21 protein-coding genes are annotated in these 19,635 nt (G+C 34.9%); 6 read left to right on the top strand and 15 right to left on the bottom strand.

Annotated elements, in window-relative coordinates:
- Nucleotides 1–17: 17 nt before the first annotated feature.
- From CDOM16189_RS05260 to CDOM16189_RS05210, 11 genes are all read right to left on the bottom strand, one after another.
- Nucleotides 18–905 carry a transformation system protein gene (locus CDOM16189_RS05260; protein ID WP_169974522.1) on the bottom strand — a complete coding sequence of 296 codons (888 nt, stop codon included), beginning with the start codon at nucleotides 903–905 and terminating at the stop codon, nucleotides 18–20.
- Nucleotides 898–1,719, bottom strand: a complete 822-nt coding sequence (locus tag CDOM16189_RS05255; RefSeq protein WP_169974524.1) for an ATP-binding protein — start codon at nucleotides 1,717–1,719, stop codon at nucleotides 898–900. Before CDOM16189_RS05255 ends, CDOM16189_RS05260 begins: the two co-directional genes overlap by 8 nt.
- Complete coding sequence (gene mshL, locus CDOM16189_RS05250; RefSeq protein WP_169974526.1) at nucleotides 1,706–3,322, bottom strand: pilus (MSHA type) biogenesis protein MshL; 1,617 nt, start codon at nucleotides 3,320–3,322, stop codon at nucleotides 1,706–1,708. Before mshL ends, CDOM16189_RS05255 begins: the two co-directional genes overlap by 14 nt.
- On the bottom strand, nucleotides 3,300–3,788 hold the full coding sequence (locus CDOM16189_RS05245; protein ID WP_169974528.1) for a hypothetical protein: 489 nt from the start codon (nucleotides 3,786–3,788) through the stop codon (nucleotides 3,300–3,302). The genes mshL and CDOM16189_RS05245 overlap by 23 nt, the downstream gene beginning before the upstream one ends.
- Nucleotides 3,788–4,435, bottom strand: a complete 648-nt coding sequence (locus CDOM16189_RS05240) for a type 4a pilus biogenesis protein PilO (RefSeq protein ID WP_169974530.1) — start codon at nucleotides 4,433–4,435, stop codon at nucleotides 3,788–3,790. Before CDOM16189_RS05240 ends, CDOM16189_RS05245 begins: the two co-directional genes overlap by 1 nt.
- Nucleotides 4,435–5,946 (bottom strand): hypothetical protein, encoded by a 1,512-nt coding sequence (locus tag CDOM16189_RS05235; RefSeq protein ID WP_170000798.1) that lies wholly within the window; start codon nucleotides 5,944–5,946, stop codon nucleotides 4,435–4,437. The genes CDOM16189_RS05240 and CDOM16189_RS05235 overlap by 1 nt, the downstream gene beginning before the upstream one ends.
- A 61-nt stretch (nucleotides 5,947–6,007) precedes the next feature.
- A complete protein-coding gene (gene era, locus CDOM16189_RS05230) occupies nucleotides 6,008–6,877 on the bottom strand; it encodes a GTPase Era (protein WP_170000797.1) in 870 nt (289 codons plus the stop codon).
- Nucleotides 6,874–8,196 carry an ATP-dependent protease ATPase subunit HslU gene (hslU, locus tag CDOM16189_RS05225; protein ID WP_170000796.1) on the bottom strand — a complete coding sequence of 441 codons (1,323 nt, stop codon included), beginning with the start codon at nucleotides 8,194–8,196 and terminating at the stop codon, nucleotides 6,874–6,876. Before hslU ends, era begins: the two co-directional genes overlap by 4 nt.
- Nucleotides 8,193–8,738 (bottom strand): ATP-dependent protease subunit HslV, encoded by a 546-nt coding sequence (gene hslV, locus CDOM16189_RS05220; protein WP_170000795.1) that lies wholly within the window; start codon nucleotides 8,736–8,738, stop codon nucleotides 8,193–8,195. The genes hslU and hslV overlap by 4 nt, the downstream gene beginning before the upstream one ends.
- Nucleotides 8,738–9,184 carry a 50S ribosomal protein L9 gene (gene rplI / locus CDOM16189_RS05215; RefSeq protein ID WP_170000794.1) on the bottom strand — a complete coding sequence of 149 codons (447 nt, stop codon included), beginning with the start codon at nucleotides 9,182–9,184 and terminating at the stop codon, nucleotides 8,738–8,740. The genes hslV and rplI overlap by 1 nt, the downstream gene beginning before the upstream one ends.
- Nucleotides 9,185–9,210: 26 nt before the next feature.
- A complete protein-coding gene (locus CDOM16189_RS05210; protein ID WP_170000793.1) occupies nucleotides 9,211–10,434 on the bottom strand; it encodes an argininosuccinate synthase in 1,224 nt (407 codons plus the stop codon).
- A 177-nt stretch (nucleotides 10,435–10,611) separates the two neighbouring features.
- Here CDOM16189_RS05210 and CDOM16189_RS05205 point away from each other — a divergent pair, with 177 nt between their 5' ends.
- The 6 genes from CDOM16189_RS05205 to CDOM16189_RS05180 are packed head-to-tail and all read left to right on the top strand — an operon-like array spanning nucleotide 10,612 to nucleotide 16,201.
- The gene (locus CDOM16189_RS05205; RefSeq protein ID WP_169974544.1) at nucleotides 10,612–12,699 is read left to right on the top strand and encodes a TonB-dependent receptor domain-containing protein; all 2,088 of its coding nucleotides are present in this window, start codon (nucleotides 10,612–10,614) and stop codon (nucleotides 12,697–12,699) included.
- A gap of 20 nt (nucleotides 12,700–12,719) precedes the next feature.
- Complete coding sequence (locus CDOM16189_RS05200; RefSeq protein ID WP_169974546.1) at nucleotides 12,720–13,520, top strand: alpha/beta hydrolase; 801 nt, start codon at nucleotides 12,720–12,722, stop codon at nucleotides 13,518–13,520.
- Nucleotides 13,521–13,567: 47 nt separating this feature from the next.
- Complete coding sequence (locus CDOM16189_RS05195; protein ID WP_169974819.1) at nucleotides 13,568–13,813, top strand: RNA-binding S4 domain-containing protein; 246 nt, start codon at nucleotides 13,568–13,570, stop codon at nucleotides 13,811–13,813.
- The gene (gene tsaE / locus CDOM16189_RS05190; protein ID WP_169974548.1) at nucleotides 13,810–14,214 is read left to right on the top strand and encodes a tRNA (adenosine(37)-N6)-threonylcarbamoyltransferase complex ATPase subunit type 1 TsaE; all 405 of its coding nucleotides are present in this window, start codon (nucleotides 13,810–13,812) and stop codon (nucleotides 14,212–14,214) included. Before CDOM16189_RS05195 ends, tsaE begins: the two co-directional genes overlap by 4 nt.
- Nucleotides 14,207–14,935: an LPS export ABC transporter ATP-binding protein gene (gene lptB / locus CDOM16189_RS05185; RefSeq protein ID WP_169974550.1), complete on the top strand. Its 729-nt coding sequence runs from the start codon at nucleotides 14,207–14,209 to the stop codon at nucleotides 14,933–14,935. The genes tsaE and lptB overlap by 8 nt, the downstream gene beginning before the upstream one ends.
- A gap of 9 nt (nucleotides 14,936–14,944) precedes the next feature.
- A complete protein-coding gene (locus CDOM16189_RS05180; protein ID WP_169974552.1) occupies nucleotides 14,945–16,201 on the top strand; it encodes an RNA polymerase factor sigma-54 in 1,257 nt (418 codons plus the stop codon).
- 16 nt (nucleotides 16,202–16,217) lie between these two features.
- Here CDOM16189_RS05180 and CDOM16189_RS05175 read toward each other — a convergent pair whose 3' ends face one another.
- From CDOM16189_RS05175 to CDOM16189_RS05160, 4 genes are read right to left on the bottom strand one after another with little or no spacing between them, the layout of a single operon-like run.
- Nucleotides 16,218–17,045, bottom strand: coding sequence for an adenylosuccinate lyase (locus CDOM16189_RS05175; RefSeq protein ID WP_169974554.1), 828 nt, complete (start codon nucleotides 17,043–17,045; stop codon nucleotides 16,218–16,220).
- A 37-nt stretch (nucleotides 17,046–17,082) separates the two neighbouring features.
- On the bottom strand, nucleotides 17,083–17,805 hold the full coding sequence (locus tag CDOM16189_RS05170) for an arginyltransferase (RefSeq protein WP_169974557.1): 723 nt from the start codon (nucleotides 17,803–17,805) through the stop codon (nucleotides 17,083–17,085).
- A complete protein-coding gene (locus CDOM16189_RS05165) occupies nucleotides 17,802–17,987 on the bottom strand; it encodes a hypothetical protein (RefSeq protein ID WP_169974559.1) in 186 nt (61 codons plus the stop codon). The genes CDOM16189_RS05170 and CDOM16189_RS05165 overlap by 4 nt, the downstream gene beginning before the upstream one ends.
- Entirely contained in the window at nucleotides 17,980–19,449 is a 1,470-nt protein-coding gene (locus tag CDOM16189_RS05160) for an acetyl-CoA carboxylase subunit A (protein WP_169974561.1), read from the bottom strand. Before CDOM16189_RS05160 ends, CDOM16189_RS05165 begins: the two co-directional genes overlap by 8 nt.
- Between the last annotated feature and the right edge of the window lie 186 nt (nucleotides 19,450–19,635).

Here is a 19,635-nt window from a genome sequence, read left to right as displayed (position 1 = left end):
ACGGTAAAATACAAATTTTATATAGCGTTACTTTCAATATGTTTTATTAAATCTTCAATCTCTTTTGAGTTTGCTTTGTCGTTGTAAATTCTAAGTACCTTAACTGCATCATATTTTTGCCCTAAATTATACTTGGACTTCGCAAAAATTACCCAACTCTCTTCATTTTCGCTATTTAGCTCATTTGCTATTAGAGCCCATTTTTCACTATTTTTATAATCCTCTATATCATAGTATTTTTTAGCTATAAGCACAGCTAAATCAGAGCTGTTTGACTTATCAAATTTTGTTTTTAACTCATCTACAGATATATCTAAATTCGATGATTGTATCTCAAATTTAAATACCTTTTGGCTATCTATAGAGTTATCATTCTTAAGACTAACGTTTTCTGCATTTAAATTTATGGTCTCTTCTGTAGGTGCGCTAAGTATAACCTGTTTTCTTATTCCAGTCATTTCGCCTGATGCCATTTCTATTGTGTCTTGATCAGTAGCTTTTAACTCCTGAGTTGTTTGATCAAGATCATTTTTTGCCAAGGATTGTTGTATGTCATTAATATCATTGGTCTCTACGGTAGACTCATTATCTGTTTTGCTGCCAACATTTAATGTATTGTTGTCTGTGGCAGGTAGAGTATCTTTTATTATAACTTCTGATGGCTTTGTTTGATTTATTGTGGTATTTTTTATCTCGTATGTCGAAGAGCTATTTTTTGCAATATTTATAGACATATCTTCAAAATAAAAAAATACAAGCGAGGCGGTAGTTACAGATGCGGCAAGTAGTGCTACAAGCATATAGGTTTGATATTTTTTATCTCTATTGCCTTTGCTACTTTTTCTTTGTTTATCATAAACTCTCCATTTTCTTTCAAGTTCTAATATCTCTTGTACTTCAAGCATTTATAAGCTCCGATCTGATGGCAGACATCTCTAAAATTTTAGTATTCATAGTATCAGTACTAATAACGGTTGGTTGATTTTCTTCAAAATATTCATAGAGCTCAAAAAAGTTAAACATCAACTTATTAAGCATTGTTAGGCTACCTTTGATTAATCGACTTATTAATTCAAATTGCTCGTCTGTAAATTTTAAAAATTGATAATCAAATTTTTTAGCCTGTAATTTACTTTCCAAATAAACTCTCATATCATTAATATCAATAGAACCTATATCTATACTCTCCCAAATTCTAGCCTGAAAATAGTCCTTTGTCAATATATCTCCATTATCCGTTTTGCGAACAGTAAATATAAATCTAAAAAATCCACTATCTGAAAGGAGTCTGATTTTTTCTATTAAAATTTCAGGATAGAGTTGAGCTTCATCTAAAAACACTGTAAACACTTTTTTGTTGTTTTGGTCAAATTTTGTATTGCAAATTTTAACAAATTGCTCATATGTTTCTATTTTATCTTTTAATTCCTCTTTAAAAATTGCTTCATAAAGAGAGCTCATAAATTCAGACTCATTAAAAAAAGGATAAGAAAAAAATATTATGTCATCACGATCTTTTAAGTCTTTTACTATCTTTTTTAACAAAAAAGTTTTTCCACCGCCGGGTTTTCCATAAAACACTACAAGTTTTACAGGTTTTTCTATGAGATTCATAATCTTTTTGTATGCCGCGACAGATTTATCTAGATGTATATATTCGTTTTCATTGCTATCTTCGGCAAATAGGTTTTTTATTATAGTATATCTATTGCTGCTCATAGGTTGACCTTGAAAATCCTAAATCCTTAAGAGTTTGTTTTACCGGAGTAGGGGATGATATATCTATGATTCTAGGAGTTATAATAAACACAAGTTCTGTTGTTCGAAGTTGATCTTTTGTACTTTTGAATGCATGTCCAACAACTGGAATATCTCCTAAAAAAGGTACTTTAGTATTTTCTTTGCCTTTGGTCTGAGCTATTAGCCCACCAAGAACTATTGTATCACCACTATTTACATGTACTACAGTTGAAAGTTTCTTTTGGATAGTATCTGGGGCTATCTCTCGTATGGTTGTCGTCTGTCTTGTATCATCTTCATTGTATTTAAAGCTACTTAATGAAGGATTGATTCTTAACATGATTTTATTATCATCAGAAACCTCTGGGAGTAAATTTAATAAAATTCCTATAAATACTGAGTATTGTTTGTAGGTTACGGTTGTCTTTCCGCTAAGTGCATTATTGTTTGTACTCTCCTCCTGAACTCTGTAGTTTATATTGTCTCCTACAGAAATAAGTGCTTGTTGATTATTAAGAGTAGCTATCTTTGGACTTGATACTATCTTTGTCTTTCCATTTACTTCAAGGAAGTTGATTACCCCATCCAGATTGAAAGTAAATCCGGGTATTAGATTTAGATTTTGAGACAATCCCCCTCTTAAATTTCCCTGATCTCTATTTCTGCTTGACCAATGTATTGTATTTCCAGGAGTTGTTCCATATTTAAATTTTGGCACTACAATAGGATTGCCGCTGGAGTCTTTTTCTATCGTTTCTTCCATGCTTATAGGTATAAATCTATTAAAAAGACCCGTCTTAAAACCTATATTAAATTTGCTCCAATCAACTCCCTTTGTATAACTATTAGATAGATCAACGGATATTATAGATACATCTATAAGCACTTGTTTTTTTAATCTTTTTTGAAGATCATCAATATATTCTGATACTCTTTTTATTTGAGCAGCGGTTCCTGTAACTGTAACAAGTCCCGCGTTAGCATTTATTATAGGATCCGGAGCTACAATACTCTCTGTAGTGTTATTTAATATGGCTTTGATTTCAGAATCAAGTTTTTCCCAAAAATCGAATCTTTCAATACTTCTGATTACGTTATCTAGCTTTCCACCACCTTTTGTAATATCTGAAACATCGCCGTCATCCTGATCATTTCCTACTTCAATAGGCGCAGAATCTACAGATGCTTTAGTAATAGCAGCACCCTCTCTAATAGATGTTATATAATCAATTTTAAATGTTTTTGTTTGCAGTGCAGAAATTCTTAATATTCCTTTATCAAAGGTATGGTATATATTTTTTTCATGTAATAATATATTGAAAATTTCATTAAGAGTCATATCTTTTATGTTGATTCCCGATATCTCTTCGTTTATTGCATTTTTGGCGAATTGGTCTTTTGTGATAACGCTAAAATGGCATATATCAGAAAGTTGCGTTAAGATTTCTTGTATGGATACCTGTTCGCTTATTTTTAAGTTAAAAATTCTTTTATCGCAACTATCCTTAGCCAAAGCCGGATATGTTGAAAAAAGAATTAAAGCTATCATGGCTATAAATTTATTTAATCTTAATACCAACATTATTTCTTCCTTTTGTAATATTTAGTTCTAAATTTTGATCTTTATTTACTAGCATCACACTTGATGCCTTTATTTTTTTAAGTGTATAATCTCCTACTTTTTCGCCGACCTTATACCATTTATTATTAATTTTTGCTCTATCATTAAATATAGCATGCAGACCAAGAACCTCACTAGAGCTTGCATTATCATCCGATATGGTTTTTTTTGAGTATTTTTGTATTAAAAAAGGATCTTGTAGCTTGTTTATATTAGTTTCATTTAGACCTTTTCTGGGTGTATTTATAGATTCAAACATCTTGTCATACTCTTTAATATCAGAGTTTTTAAGCTCATTTTCTTGAGCAATAACATTTTGAATTTTTTCTTGTGTTTGTACTATATTTTGCCGCTCTTGAGTTGAGTTGTTTGCAAGAGTTGTCAAACAAGATATAGAAGCGAGTAGTATTATTTTATAAAATTTCATTAATATTTCATCCCCCATACATAGATACCAACAGTTCCTATTAGTTCTTTTTTAGTAGAATTAATATCCATATAATTTACATCTACAACTAAATCGGATTCCTCAATAGAATTTATATAGCCTACAATATCTTTAAAGCTTCCTTCAAGGTCTATTTTTATATCTAATACTTGTTCGATTTTTTTTGGAGTAGGGTTTTTAAACTCGTTTGAAATTTTTGTTATTTTAACACTATTTTTATTGGCTAAAAATGCTAAACTGTCTAAAAATTTAGCCCAGTTTTGTTCATTGAAAAGAAGATATGATAATTCTTGTAGTTTATTATCAAAATATTGATTTGTAAATTTAGCTGTATCAAGTTCTTTGCTTAAAGAATTTAGCTTATTTTGTTGCTCTTTTATTTTAAAATTTACATCTCCGTTTACGGTAACAGAGGCTAAGTAGTTGTTTGTATCGTCTAATTTTCTAGATATTTCTTCATTTTGATTTAATGTTGTTTCATAATACTGCTGGGCGGGATCCCAAGTAAGTAGATATGTTAAAAATGCTATTATAACAAGAGTTCCAAGAAGCATCATAGATACTTCGCTATCCTTTTTGCTATCAAAATAAGTGTCTATTTTTACTAAAATACTATCTTTTTTCATTATTTGATCTTTACTGTGACATTGCTTTCGTACATCGGATTTTGCTTATTTGGGTCAAAAATAATCTCTTGCGTTGTTATAGAGTATTTTACCTGTTTGCTTACATTTTCTATAAATTCGGTAAGTTGTTTTTCATTTTGACTAAGTAACATAATAGTCATATTTTTATCCGTATTAACAACTTTTCCAACTTTTATATCTTTTTCGCTAATAAGTTTTGTAAGCTCATAAAGAACTATGCTTTTCATAGGATAGTTTGCTTTTTTATCATAAATTTCGGTTAGTAAACCCTTTCTAAAATCTATCTTTTCATTCTCTTCATCAAAAACTTTTTTTGTATTTTGATATTCATTGGCTAGTCTTGTCAGAGTAGACTCTATTCTTACTCTTTCCGCATGAGCTATATTGTATTCATCTGTCAGCATATTTGTGTTTTGTTCTGTTATAAAACCGTATATATACTGATATGATGGGTATAAAAAAGCCAATAAAAAACCTGATGCTATATACAGCATTAGCTTTCCACTATTTCTTTTAAATAGCGGTGGTGGTCTCAAAAATAGAGAAAAATTAAAATTATCATCATTTATATCTTTATAGTCTTGTGCAAAGACAGACATAAGCGCATGAAATCCACCTACTTGAACCTCTTTTGTGTTTATGGATATTTTTAGATCAAAAGTATTTACAGGTATGCTTATTTTACTTTCTAAAGAATTGTAAAATTTAGCTATATCGATATCGCTTAATATAAATAAATTTTGAATTTTTATGCCATAAATTCTGCTTATGCTATTTAAAACATCATTGATATAGTATGAAATTTCATCAAAAATTTGAAATAAAAATTCTTTATCTATATCATCTTCGGTGTCTTTTAAAATTTTCTCAAATTCTAGCTCATCAACTCTATTTTCACGCAATGCAGAAAATTTATCATTAATTGTTTTTATTGAGTATCTTAATGGTCTGGATTGTAAATAATCCCCGTTTTTATATACAGATATAAAAGCGTCATCGTTTTGCATAACTACAAATGCATCTATGCTTTGGGATGATAAAAGATTTTTTTTGTAAGAGGCTGCAAACATAAGCGGTGCAGCTACGATATAGTCTATATAGGATACTTTTCTCGCTACAGGAGAAAATATTTGATTTATTATTGCATTTTCTATTACAAAAAGGTTAAAAATTCTATTTTCAGAACCCGCGTGTTCAAGTTCATTGTATGTTATTTTATACTCTTTAGACGTATCTAAATCAAATTCCTCATAAGCTTTAATGGTGATGAGATCCGGAATATCTGCATCTTCACTTCCGCCAGGTATCTCTACCGAGCCTATCATTAAGTCTTTATATTTTAAGTAAGATATAAAAAAACTATTTTTATTTACTTTTTCTATATTACATTCTGAGAATTCGTTGTTTAAAAATATATATGAATTTTGGGTATATGCATCTATAGATACTATACCACTCCCACTTTTCTTATTTTTGTTTTTGTTTGGCATATTGCAATCGCTTTAAAATATAAAATAACGTTTACCATTTTAATAAAAAACAAATTAAAAATCAATAGTTATTTATTTTGTTTATGATTTTTCCATCCTTGTGCCAGTCTTTTTTAACAATTACTATAAGTTTTAAAAATATTTTTTTATCTGTTAATTTTGATATCATTTTTCGTGAATTTATACCAATTCTTTTGATTGTTTCGCCATTTTTTCCAATAATCATTGATTTATGTATCTCTTTATCGGTTATTATTGAGGCAAAAATTTCTATAATTTCACTTTTTTCTTTCACTTTATCTATGACCACATCGGTAGAGTATGGCAGCTCATCACTTAAATTATCATATATCGCTTCAAGTATAAATTCTTTATAAATTTCCTTTTCGTTGGTGGGTGTTAAAAACTCCGGATCGTAAAAGTAATCATGCTCGGGCAAAAGCTTGCAAATTTCATCAAGCAGAGGCTTTTTATAAGTCTGTTTTTTTATACTGAAAGGCAGCAAAGCTACGAATTTATCTTGAAATTTAGAGTACGTAGATATTTTTTCTAAAATTTTATCATTTGCAACTTCATCAACTTTTGTTAAGACCAAGATATGAGGCACAGCCGGCTTTAGGTTTAAAAATTTCTCATACTCCTGCGTTGAGTCATGAACCGAGGCTAAAAATACAATCACGTCACAATCGCTCATTGATTTTATAGCTTCGTTTATCATTAGTTTGTTTAGCGTTTTATCACTCTCGTGAAGTCCTGGTGTGTCGGTAAAGATTATCTGATCTTCACCGTTCATCACGATACCGCTTATCTTGCGCCTTGTCGCGTTTTGTTTGTGTGAAACGATTGTGATTTTTTCATTGAGCAGGCAGTTTAGTAGTGAGCTTTTGCCCGCGTTTGTTCTGCCGATTATGCTTACAAAGCCTGATTTCATAGTATGTATCTTGCTAGATCTTGATCTTTTATTATATCTCCAAGCCTATCTTCCACAAGCGCTTTATCAATCTCTATAGTTTTTCCGCTATTTTCGCTAGCCTCAAAGCTTATATCTTCTATAACTCGCTCGATTACCGTGTGAAGTCTTCTTGCGCCGATATCTTCCATCTTCTCATTTGCATTTTGGGCTATTTTGGCTATGGCTCTTATAGCTTCATCTTGAAATTTAAGCTCGACATTTTCGGTTTTTAAAAGCGCTTCATATTGTTTTAAAAGCGAATGTTTAGGCTGAGTTAAAATTTGATACAGCGCATTCTCGTCAAGACTGCTTAGTTCTACCCTAAGAGGAAATCTTCCTTGGAGCTCAGGTATCAGATCGCTTGGTTTGCTTATATGAAACGCACCAGCTGCGATAAAAAGTATATGATCTGTCTTTATAACGCCAAATTTTGTAGTTACAGTTGAGCCTTCTACTATCGGTAGCAAATCCCTTTGCACGCCTTCCTTGCTAGGATCTTGCCTGCTTGAATTTCCGGAGCTAACAGCAACCTTATCGATCTCGTCGATAAAGATGATGCCTTCATTTTCAGCTCTTCTTAAAGCTTCAGCCTTGATGCTTTCCATATCTAAAATTTTATCGCTGGCTTCGTTTTTAAGAGCCTCTTTAGCGTCTTTTACTTTCATCTCTTTTTTTACGGTTTTGTTGCTTAGTCCTATTATTTTTACAAAACTCTCTTGCATTTGAGCCATATCAGGAGGCATATTTGAGCCCGCATCAAAGCTGCTTTGGGTGATTTCTATCTCGATATTTAGATCATCAAGATCGCCGTTTTTAAGTCTTGTCGCCATCTTCTCATAGCTTCTTTTATAGTCAGCCTTTTTTTCTTCGCTTGCTCCGGTTGGAAGTGGCGGAAGAAGCTTTTTGATTATTTTATCCTCTACGTACTCATCGATTTTATCTTGGTTTTTCTCTCTAAATTCGGTTTTTACAAGATTTATCGCAGCTGCAACCAGATCTCTTACCATTGACTCCACATCTCGTCCAACAAAGCCAACTTCAGTATATTTGCTAGCTTCTACTTTTATGAAAGGCAGCCCCATCATCTTTGAAAGGCGGCGCGCGATCTCTGTTTTTCCAACGCCTGTTGAGCCTATCATAAGTATATTTTTAGGCACTATATCATCTTGCATCGATTTTTCAAGCTTCATTCTGCGATATCTGTTTCTAAGTGCAATTGCTATGATTTTTTTAGCGTCTTTTTGACCGATTACATAATCATCTAAAAATTTCACTATCTCTTTTGGGGTTAAATTCATTCTTTATTCTCTTCTAAAATATAAGTTTTTATATTTGTATTTGTGTATATGCAGACTTCTCCTGCTATTTTTAAGCTCTCTTTTACAAGCTCTTCTTCGTCAATTTGTGCAAATTTATCAAGGGCTCTTGCTGCGCAAAGTGCGAAATTTCCTCCACTTCCGATAGCAGCTATCTTTCCGTCTTCAGGCTCAACCACATCGCCTGTGCCACTTAGCAGAAAAATTTTATCGCGATTTAGTACTAGCATCATAGCTTCAAGCTTGCGCAGATACTTATCTTTGCGCCACTCTTTACTAAATTCTATCACGGCTTTTAGCAGATCACCCTTGGCATGTTCTAAATTATTTTCAAACATATCAAATAGATTAAACGCATCGGCAGTGCTTCCTGCAAAGCCCGCTAGAACCTTGCCGTTATGAATTTTGCGAATTTTAACGGCATTTGCTTTAAGAACCGTGTTGCCAAAGCTTACTTGTCCGTCTCCGCCGATTACGGATTTATTTTTGCCTTTGTAGGCTAGTATAGTTGTTGCATGAAACACTATTCGCCCTCGACTTCTAGATTAAGTTTGGCGTGAATTCCGTGTCCTAGCTTCACATCTACGTCAAAAATTCCTGTTGATTTGATATGTCCGTCGGTATCAAAGCTCTTTTTGTCTATGGCTAGATTGTGCTTTTCTTCAAGGGCGTGAGCGATCTCGTCTTTTGTAACAGCTCCAAACAGAGAGCCGTTAGCGCCAAGAGGTTTTTTGATAACTAGCTTTATGTTTTCGAGTTGCTCTTTTAGAGTTTCTAAATTTGCAAGCTCGTATTTTAGCTCTTCGACCTTTCTTTTTTGAGCCGCTTCATATTGGCGGAGTACATCAGGAGTTGCCGCTTTTGCTAAGCCTCTGCCGATTAAGAAGTTGTTTCCGTAGCCGTCTTTTACCTCTTTTATCTCTCCTGCTTTGCCAAGAGATTTTACGTCTTTTATCAGTAATACTTTCATTATCTTATCCTTATTTGATTTAAATTTTAGTTAAATTTGCGCCCGTTTTTGCGCCCTATGATAAATCTTAACGCATTTAGCTTGATAAAGCCGTCTGCGTCTTTTTGATCATAGACACTATCTTCTTCAAATGTGCAAAACGCTTCGCTAAAGAGATTATCGTTTTTGCTGTCTCTGCCTAGGATGATCACGTTTCCTTTATATAGCTCGACTCTAACCGTTCCGTTTACATTCTCTTGGCTTTTGTCAATCAGCGCTTGCAGCATAACTCGCTCAGGAGACCACCAGTAGCCGTTATAAATGAGCTCTGCGTATTTTGGCATGAGTTCGTCTTTAAGGTGAGCAGCTCCTCTGTCAAGCGTTATACTCTCTATGGCGCGGTGGGCTTTTAGCATGATCGTTCCGCCTGGAGTTTCGTAGCAGCCGCGAGATTTCATGCCTACGGAGCGATTTTCCACGATATCAAGTCTTCCTATGCCGTGTTTTGCACCAAGACGGTTTAACTCGGCTAAAATTTCAGCAGGACTTAGCTTTTTGCCGTTAATGCTTACGGGATCGCCTTTTTCGTATCCTATCTCTATGATCTCGCTTTCATCAGGCGCATCTTTTGGGCTTACGCTCCATCTCCACATATCATCTTCAGGAGCATGCGCAGGGTTTTCAAGCACTAAGCCCTCATAGCTTATATGAAGTAAATTTGCGTCCATTGAGTATGGGCTTTTGCCAGGTTTTTTCTCTATCTTTATGCCGTTTTTTTCTGCGTATGCAAGCAGTTTTTCGCGGCTGTTTAGATTCCACTCGCGCCAAGGAGCGATTATGGTTAAGTTATCTCCAAGTGCATAGTATCCAAGCTCAAATCTAACTTGATCGTTTCCTTTGCCTGTCGCGCCGTGGCTTACTCCGTCAGCTCCTACCGTTCTTGCGATCTCGGCTTGGCGTTTTGCTATCAGCGGACGAGCTATCGATGTGCCAAGTAGGTATTCGCCCTCATAAACGGCGTTTGCTCTAAACATCGGAAATACAAAATCTCGCACAAATTCCTCTTTAAGATCTTCTATAAAGATATTTTCAGGTTTTATACCAAGCTCTAGCGCTTTAACTCTTGCCGGCTCAAGCTCTTCGCCTTGACCGATATCGGCGGTAAAAGTTATAACTTCGCATTTGTACTCATCTTGAAGCCATTTTAAAATAATGCTTGTGTCAAGACCGCCTGAGTATGCCAAAACAACCTTTTTAACATCTTTTTTCATCATAAAATCCTTTGAAAATTAGATTTGTAATTTTAGCTAAATTTAATTAATTTTTACTAAATATTTGAGTAAATAAAAACTATCAACCGCTCCGTAATATAATGATAATTAATATTAAATTTATTACAAATTAGTTACTATTTTCTCACTGGAATATATTCTAAAATGGAGGTTTGTATGCTTAAAATTAAAAAGACCGCAGCAGCTTTTGCTTGCATTGCTAGTTCTTCTTATTTGCTTGGAGCGGAATTAATTCAGCTTGATCAAGTAGTAGTAACTGCCGGAGGATTTGAGCAAGATATAAAAGAGGCTCCGGCAAGTGTCTCTGTGATTGATAATAAAAAATTGTCTCAAGGAGTTTTTAAATCTTTGCATAATATTGCAAATAAGGTTCCGGGGGTTAGTGTGGTAGGCGGAGAAGACGGTCCTGCTAGTGGAATTTCAATAAGAGGCATGCAGAGCTCTCAAACATTAATACTAATAGATGGGAAAAGAGTAAGTTCTAGCGCCGCAAATCCAAAAGGAGGGGCGGGAGATATGAACTCTAATTTTATTCCTCCTGTCGATGCGATAGAGCGCGTAGAGATTATAAGGGGGCCTATGAGTTCGTTATATGGAAGCGATGCTGTAGGTGGGGTTATAAATATAATAACGAAAAAGAGTATTAATAAATTTAGCGGATCTGTAGGATTTTCATATCTGTTGCAAAATCATAATGGAATAGGTGATCATAAGCAGATGGACTTTTATTTAAATTCACCTATCTTAGATGATAAATTGGCTATTCAACTTTGGGGATATAAAAAACTAAGAGATGAGGATGAGTATAAAGGCGGATATCAGCAGAGTGATAAAAAGAGTTTAAGTGCTAAAATTTGGATAGCTCCTGACGAGCATAATAAATTTTATCTGCTAGGTTCAAAGGATATGCATGACTATTCAAGAACAGTAGGTAAAACGGCGACCTTGAAGACAAATAAGCTTATAAATAAGTATGACTACGACAGATATAGCTACGCAGTAGGCTATCTTGGAGATTTTGATATTATAAATGCGGATATAAGTTATACCTATGATCATACGCAAAGAACAAGCCTGTTTGACAGCCTATCTCCCGCTACTGTAAAAAATAATAACTTTAACTCTAAATTCAGTACATTTTTAGACTCTCATACTCTAACTCTCGGATATGATTTTAGCAAGCAGGCGGTCAAGACTACCTTTATAGTGTCAAACGCATTAAAATCCGGTCTTAAAACTCCAGCAGAGTACTCGATGAAAGAGCATGCTTTATTTTTGGAGGATGAGTGGGAGATTTTAAGAGACACCTTGTATATGACATTTGGTGGTAGATGGACTCATAACCAGTATTTTGGCAGTCATTTCTCTCCTAGAATTTATGCAGTTTATAATATCAACGATAGCTGGACTATAAAAGTCGGAGTGGCAACGGGATATAAAAGCCCTGACATAAATCAAATTTCACCTGAAGTAGGAACTATTCAGGGTGGATGGAGAATAGTTGACTTTGGAAATAAATATTTGGAGCCTGAAAAGAGCACTACCTATGAGATCGCTGCATATTACGATAATGGTAGCGATTTTCGTGCTAACTTAACACTGTTTAAAAACGAGTTTAAAAATAAAATTTTAGATACCGACGGAAGTAATCTAAATAAAATCCCCGCATATAGTGGCTGCACAGGAGCACCCCATGTAAAATGTCCCGGATGGGGAACCTATTTTAATATAGACGGAGCTGGTGTTTGGGGTATTGAGCTTGGCGGTGATTACGATATAACTCAAAATCTAAATTTAAGCGCGTCATACACATACAACAACTCTAAGATAAAAACCGGCAATCCTGTTATAAGCACACCTAAGGGTGATGTTAGCTTTGATCAAACAACGCTTTCCAGATTGGATGGTAAGTCTTTAACGGCAACTCCGGAGCATAAGGCCAATATAATGATAGCTTATGAGCCTATTAATAATATATCGGCATTTATAGGGGCAAATTACGAAAGTGAGCTAACTAGCGTAAAATTTGGACCAGGAAATAAGGTAAGCGAGAATAATAAAAAGCTGTTTACTACAGATATTGGTGTGAATTGGAGTGTAAATGATAATCTATCTTTAAGTTTTACCACCTACAATATATTTGACAATGTTAGATACGATGAGGGCTTGGCTGATGATGGCAATTACTACTGGTATCCCGAAGAGGGAAGAAGATTTTTGTTTAAGATTAATTCAAAATGGTAGTTAAAGTCTTTTTATATATTATGTTTGGATTTGCTTTTTTAGCCGGTGCGCCAAATCAAAATATAAAGCCTATACAGGGCTTCGTATATGATCATTTCGATATTGAAATTTCAAATTTAAAAGCCGGTAACGGTGAAATTTACAGGATATTTCAAGCTATTCCAAAAGATAAAAAGAGCTTTAAAAACCTTATTTTTATGCTTGATGCCAATGCACAGTTTCCTATGATTTTAAATTTATATAGGCCAACCAAAGAGCCGCCCCTTATAATAGCTATAGGTTATGATACAAATTTAGCCTATGACGCCAAAAGGCGCACGAGAGATTATACTCCAAAGGCTCTTGGTAATGAATTTGCGAAAGGTGGAGGAGCTGATGCTTTTTATAAATTTATAAAAGATATTTTAATGCCTTTTATAGAGTTTAAATTTGATGTGAGACAGAGCCGCAAGACACTTTATGGTCACTCTTTTGGCGGACTTTTTACTCTATTTGTCATGCTTAAAAATGAAGCGTTATTTGATGATTTCTTTATAGCCTCTCCATCTTTATGGTGGGGAGATTCGCTTATTTTAAAAGAATCTGTTTTAAATGGTAAATTTAAAGATAAAATAAAGGCTAAATTTGTAAATTTAAGTGTAGGAGAGTTTGAAAAAAGAGCCGGAAAAACCGACAAAGAAGGCTTAATAAAGGCTAGCGATTTAGCTGAAATTTTAAGAAATAGCAATATTTTATATAGATTTAAAATTTACGAAAATCAAACTCACGGTAGCGTAATACCGCTAAATTTGCAAGATCTTTTGAAATACTACGATAAATAAGTGTGTCTACTTTTATGTTTAAGAGATTTTTGGATAGAATTATTAACATGAGAATAGATAAATTTTTAAACACAGTAAATATTACAAAGCGCCGTGCGGTCAGTGAAGATATGTGTAAAAGTGGCGTAGTAAGCATAAACGGAGTCGTAGCAAAGCCTGCCAAGGAGATTAAGATAGGTGACAAGATCACGATCAAATTTCTAGCCAAAGAAGTAAGCTACGAGGTTTTAGCCATCCCTGTTACAAAAAGTATCCCAAAATCAGCCCAAAGCGAGTATGTAAAACAGCTATGAAGAGAGAATTTATTCTGAATTTAAATGAGCTTGATGAGCTTGCCAAAATTCTTCCAAAAGAGGGAGTTGTAATCTTAAGGGGTGATTTGGCTATTGGAAAAACTACTTTAGTAAAAGCTATCGCTAAGGCTCGCGGTATAGATTCTGATGTCACTTCTCCTACTTTTTCTGTTATGCAAGGATATGAAAATAACGTATTTCACTATGATATTTTTCAAAATGGATTTGAAGGAATTTTAAAAAACGGACTATTTGAGAATTTCTTTGAAGATGGGTTACACTTAGTAGAGTGGGGTGATGATGAGCTTGAGGATATGCTTAAAAAATTTAATATCGCTTATGTTAAAATTTTAATTACACCTCATGAAAGAGGGCGCAAATACGAGGTTTTCGGTGCATAAACTTGAGATAAAAGAGCTAAAAAAAACTATTAAAAAATCAAATATAATTAAAGGAATCTCTCTTGAGGTAAAAAGCGGAGAAGTTGTGGGTCTGCTTGGTCCAAATGGGGCCGGCAAGACGACAACTTTTTATATGATTTGTGGATTAATTACTCCAAGTAGCGGAAATATACTGCTTGATGATGTCGATATTACAAATGTTCCGCTTCATAAACGAGCACAGATGGGCATAGGATATCTACCACAAGAATCTAGTATATTTAAAGATTTAAGCGTAGAGGAGAATTTACTTCTCGGGGCTGAAATTTTATACAAAGACAGTGATATTATAGAAAAAAAAGTCAATGAAATGTTAAATCTGCTAAATATTGAGCCGATTCGTCTAAGAAAGGGAGTGAGTCTAAGCGGAGGTGAGAGAAGGCGCTGTGAGATAGCAAGAAGCCTGATGATAACGCCTAAATTTTTACTTCTTGACGAGCCTTTCGCTGGAGTTGATCCTATAGCCGTCTTTGATATTCAAAATATAGTAAGAGATCTTAAAAATTTGGGAATAGGCGTATTAATAACCGATCATAATGTGCGTGAAACTTTGGCGATTTGCGATAGAGCGTATGTTATAAAAGATGGTTCTTTATTAGCTTTTGGAAATGCCAAAGAGGTGGCTAACGATAAACTCGTTAAAACCCATTACCTTGGCGAAGAATTTAGGCTTTTAGAATAAGTTTATGATATGTTGCGTCAAACAGAGTCGCTTGCCCTAAAAGGTAAGTTATCTGCCACTCTTAGAAGCTGGCTTCCGATATTAAGCTCAAGCATTGAAGAGTTAAAAGAGACTCTGGAGCCATTTGTCGCAGATAATCCTTTTGTAACCATAGAACATAAAAATCAAAGTCATTCAAAAAAGAACTACTTTACTGAAATTTCTAAAAATTCAGTTAGTGACAGTATTGAAACTTATACTATTTTTAAAGAGAGTTTGTATGATAAGCTAATATCTCAAATAGATAAACCTCTTTTCCCTACGAAAAAATCTCAAGATATCGCAAAAAAGATAGTAGAGTGCCTTAGCGACGAGGGATATTTTGAGTGGAATGATGAAATTTTTGCAGGATTTGACAGGAGTGAAGTGGAGCGCGTTAGGAGCAGATTTGCCTATCTTGAGCCGTGTGGTGTAGGGGCGTATGATTATAAAGAGAGTTTTTTGTTTCAGCTTAATGAATTTGAGCTTGATGACGAGCTTGAAAGTGCGGTTAAATTTATCATAGAGAATTTTGAAAATTTGCAGAATTTGACGCAAAATTTAAAAAAAATGAAGCGGTATGATGAGGCTATCTCCATCGTGCGTAAATTTAAAAATCCACCCGCGATCGAGTATCTAAGCGATTCGCTCGCCAAGATACCAGATATCTTTATAAACACGACAAGTGGCGGCATAGAGATAGCTATAAATGATGAGTTTTATCCTGAAATTTTGCTTGACACTGAAGGTCTTGACGATAAAAATGAGTTTGTAAGCACGCGAATTAAAGAGGCAAAAGATCTTGTTGATGCTCTTGATATGCGCAAAGCAACGCTTAGAAAGATCGCGCTCATGATAGTTGAGTATCAGTATGATTATTTTTTTGGTGGCGATATCAAGCCTATGCGCTTAAAGGATATCGCAGATGATCTAGGGCGCAATCCTTCGACCATATCTCGAGCTATCTCAAACAAATACCTTGTCTGCTCGCGCGGCACTGTGCCGATAAAAAGCTTCTTTTCAGCTGCAGTTGATGAGGAGGTTTCAAACGCTACTCTTAAAAATTTCGTTGCAAATTTAGTTAAAAATGAAAACCCTAAAAAGCCTTTAAGTGATCTTAAAATTTTAGAGCTTATCCAGTCGGAATTTAGCGTGAGTATGGTTAGACGAACCGTTACTAAATATCGAAAAGCCCTAAATATCGGAAGTTCAAGCGAGCGTAAACGTATCTATATGATGCAAGGCTAAAATTTAGGTTTGCGAATTAAACGGCGTTTGCAAAAATTTCTTGCTCTTTAAAATATGGCTTTAAGCTCTCATAAGCGTTTTGAATTTTTTCAAATTTCATGCGGTATTCATCTTGAATTTTGGCTGATTTGCCGGCATGACGATCCGGATGATAGATCTTAACAAGCTCAAGGTATCTGCTTCTAACTCGCCCAAAACTGCTATCTGTCTCGCACTCAAGAGTTTTAAAGTGCTCGTTAAAAAGCTCTGCTAAAGCCGAAAATCTTCGGACAAATTTTTGCGAATTTTGTATGTTTATCTCTCTTTTAAATTTTGCAAATTCTATTTGTTTGTAGTTAAAAGATACTGAAAAATACATGTGTTCGTTTTTCTCAAATAGCTCATCAAGCCCTTTTGCTTCGGTGCTATCTTTTATGATTATAGTTAGGCTTTTTTGGTTTTCGTCTGTAAAAATTTCTGAGTTTTTGAATTTTTGCGCGATGTAGCTTATAAAGAGGCTATTTGGCTTTTTAAAGCTAAAATTTACTTTGTTTTTTGCAAATTTTACTTCTGCTGAGATGATGATTTTTAGTGAATTTTGTTGTTTGTAAAGAAGTTTTATCGTCTTATACTCGGCAAATTTTATATCAAGCTCTTGATTATTAGCTTTTTCGTAGAGTTTGCTGATAAATTTAAAGAAATATCTTCGCTGAACAAGCTCGTTTTCATCATAAAACGATATGACCTTATCCTTGTGTCCAAGAGTTTTAGAAAAATTCTTTTTCATAACGCTTTGAAGCTCACAAAATAGCTTACTATCGGCTGTTTCTATACTTAAGGATTCTAATGTCTGTTTAACATTCATAAATTTCTCCAAATTTAGTTATGCTAAATTAAAGCAATTAGCGTTCCAAAGCACTCCAGATAGGCTCATTATCCATGCTAACATACTCTTCTAGCTCTTCATAGGGTTTAAATTCTCCCTTATAGGCTAGGCTAGGGCAGTTTTTGACGTAATATCCAAGATAAATCCACTTTAAGCCGTTTTGTCTGGCTAGGTAAATTTGCTGATATAGAGAAAATTTTCCTAGCGATAAGTGAGCAAAATCAGGATCATAATAACAATAAATCGCCGAAATTCCGTCACTTAAAATATCGATCAGATCAACTCCTATGAGCTTGCCATCTACGTAATACGAAACCTCTTTGCCAAACTCATCGTGTCCCGCGACATAGAGTTCATAGTATTTTCTAAAATCAAGATCATAATACTTCCATTCGCGCTTTTGCTCCATAAATTTATGGTATTTGCGGTATAAATTTAGATGCGCTTCATCGACTATAGGGCTTGATATATAGACTTTTGTGCCCTTGTTTTTAGCGATAGTTCTGCGAGCGGATCTGCCGAATTTAAAATTTAGTGCGTCAACTCTTATGCTTATGCACTCTTTGCACTCATTGCAGTTTGGTTTGGAAAAATACTTGCCAAATCGCCTAAATCCACGCCTAGTAAGCGCGTCATTTAGTCTAAAATCGCAATCGCTTACATAGTTATACTCCATCCTTGAGTCTCTATCCTTAAGGTATGGGCATAGACTTGGAAGTGTGGAAAACGGGATTATCATATCTTCCTTATATCGCTGTCTTTTACGTATTTCATAAATTCATCGCGAAGCGCTTGCTCTTTGTGAGCGATAGCCTCTTCTTTGCTCACGACATGCTTTTTAACCTCTTTTTTAGGTGTCTCGCCGAGTTCTTTTATCATCTCTTTTTTTATATCTTTTAAACTATCGAAAAAATCATTCATCTGAATTTCCTTGCTGTTTTAATTTCCTAGCGTCTTTTACTTTTTGAATTGCCGCTGCAATCGCTGCAATGACCTCTTCGTTGCTCTCGTTATCTTTCGTCTTCATCTTTTCAAGCAGGGCTGGCATCTTGTTTTCTACATAAGAGGTATCGAAAAATCCACGCCTAAAGTCGCGTTCCTTGCTAATGCTTAGCAAAAATGGGATCGTCGTTTTTACGTCGCCTTCTATGGTAAATTCATCTAGCGCGCGTTTTAGCTTATTTACCGCTAGATCGTAGCTTGTTGCACGCACGATAAGTTTTGCAAGCAAACTATCGTAAAACGGCGGAATTTGATAGTCTTTGTAAAGATGACTATCTACGCGCACGCTAGGACCAAGAGCAGGGTAGTAGCCTGAAATTCGCCCCGGGCTTGGGATGAAATTTTGCCACGCGTCCTCAGCCGTGATACGAGCTTCTATAGCAAAGCCTTGAGTGACGACGTCGCTTTGTTGCATATGAAGGATGTCGCCGGCTGCGATTCTTATCTGCATTACGATTAGATCGACTCCGGTTATCTCTTCAGTTACGCCGTGCTCAACTTGAATTCTTGTGTTCATCTCCATAAAATAAAAGTTGTTATAATCATCAAGCAAAAACTCAACCGTTCCGGCGTTAGTATAATTAACCGCCTTTGCCGCCGCAACCGCCGTCACACCCATACTTTTACGCAAATTTTCGCTGATACTTGGACTTGGAGCAATCTCTAAAATTTTTTGATGTCTGCGCTGGATAGAGCAGTCACGCTCGGCTAAGTGAATGATGTTGCCATATTTATCGCCTACTATTTGAAATTCGATATGGCGCGGGTTGATGACATACTTTTCCATAAATACTTCATCGTTATTAAAAAACGCCTTAGCTTCGCGCTTGCAGCTTTCAAAGCTACTTTCAAGCTCTTCTTCTTTCCACACGACGCGAATTCCTCTTCCGCCCCCGCCCCCACTTGCTTTTAATATAACGGGATAGCCGATCTTTTCGGCAAAAAGCTTGATGTCTTCCATGGTTTCGTTATTTAGCTTTTCAGTGCCAGGAACTACGGGAATTCCGTTTTTATTCATTAGATAGCGAGCTATGTTTTTATTACCCATTTTGCGTATCACGTCCGCATTTGGACCGATAAATATGAGCCCAGCGTCTTGCACCTCTTTTGCAAATTCGTAGTTCTCGCTTAAAAATCCGTATCCCGGATGTATAGCGTCCGCTCCGCAGGCTTTAGCAACCTCTACGATACGTTTTGCGTCAAGATATCCTTTGATCGGATCTATGCCGATTTGATATGCCTCATCAGCTACTTTTACATGCAGACAATCCTGATCAGGCTTTGTGTATATGGCTACGTTTTTGATGTGTAGGTCTTTGCAGGCACGAATGATTCGTACGGCTATTTCGCCACGGTTGGCGATTAGAATTTTATGTATCACTTCTTTTCCTTAATCTTACGACTTTTTATCATAATTCAATTATCTCAAAATATTTTTTATGAAATTTGTGATCTTAAATTTAAACCTTATAACGATAGCATAAAGATTTTTTATTGATGATTAAATTTTATAAAATTTAAGACTTTATGGTGAAATTTGTAAATTTATAAGGGCTTTTTAGAAATT

The organism is Campylobacter sp. RM16189 (genome assembly GCF_012978815.1).
GTDB lineage: Bacteria > Campylobacterota > Campylobacteria > Campylobacterales > Campylobacteraceae > Campylobacter_A.
This window is presented reverse-complemented; position numbering and strand designations above follow the sequence as displayed.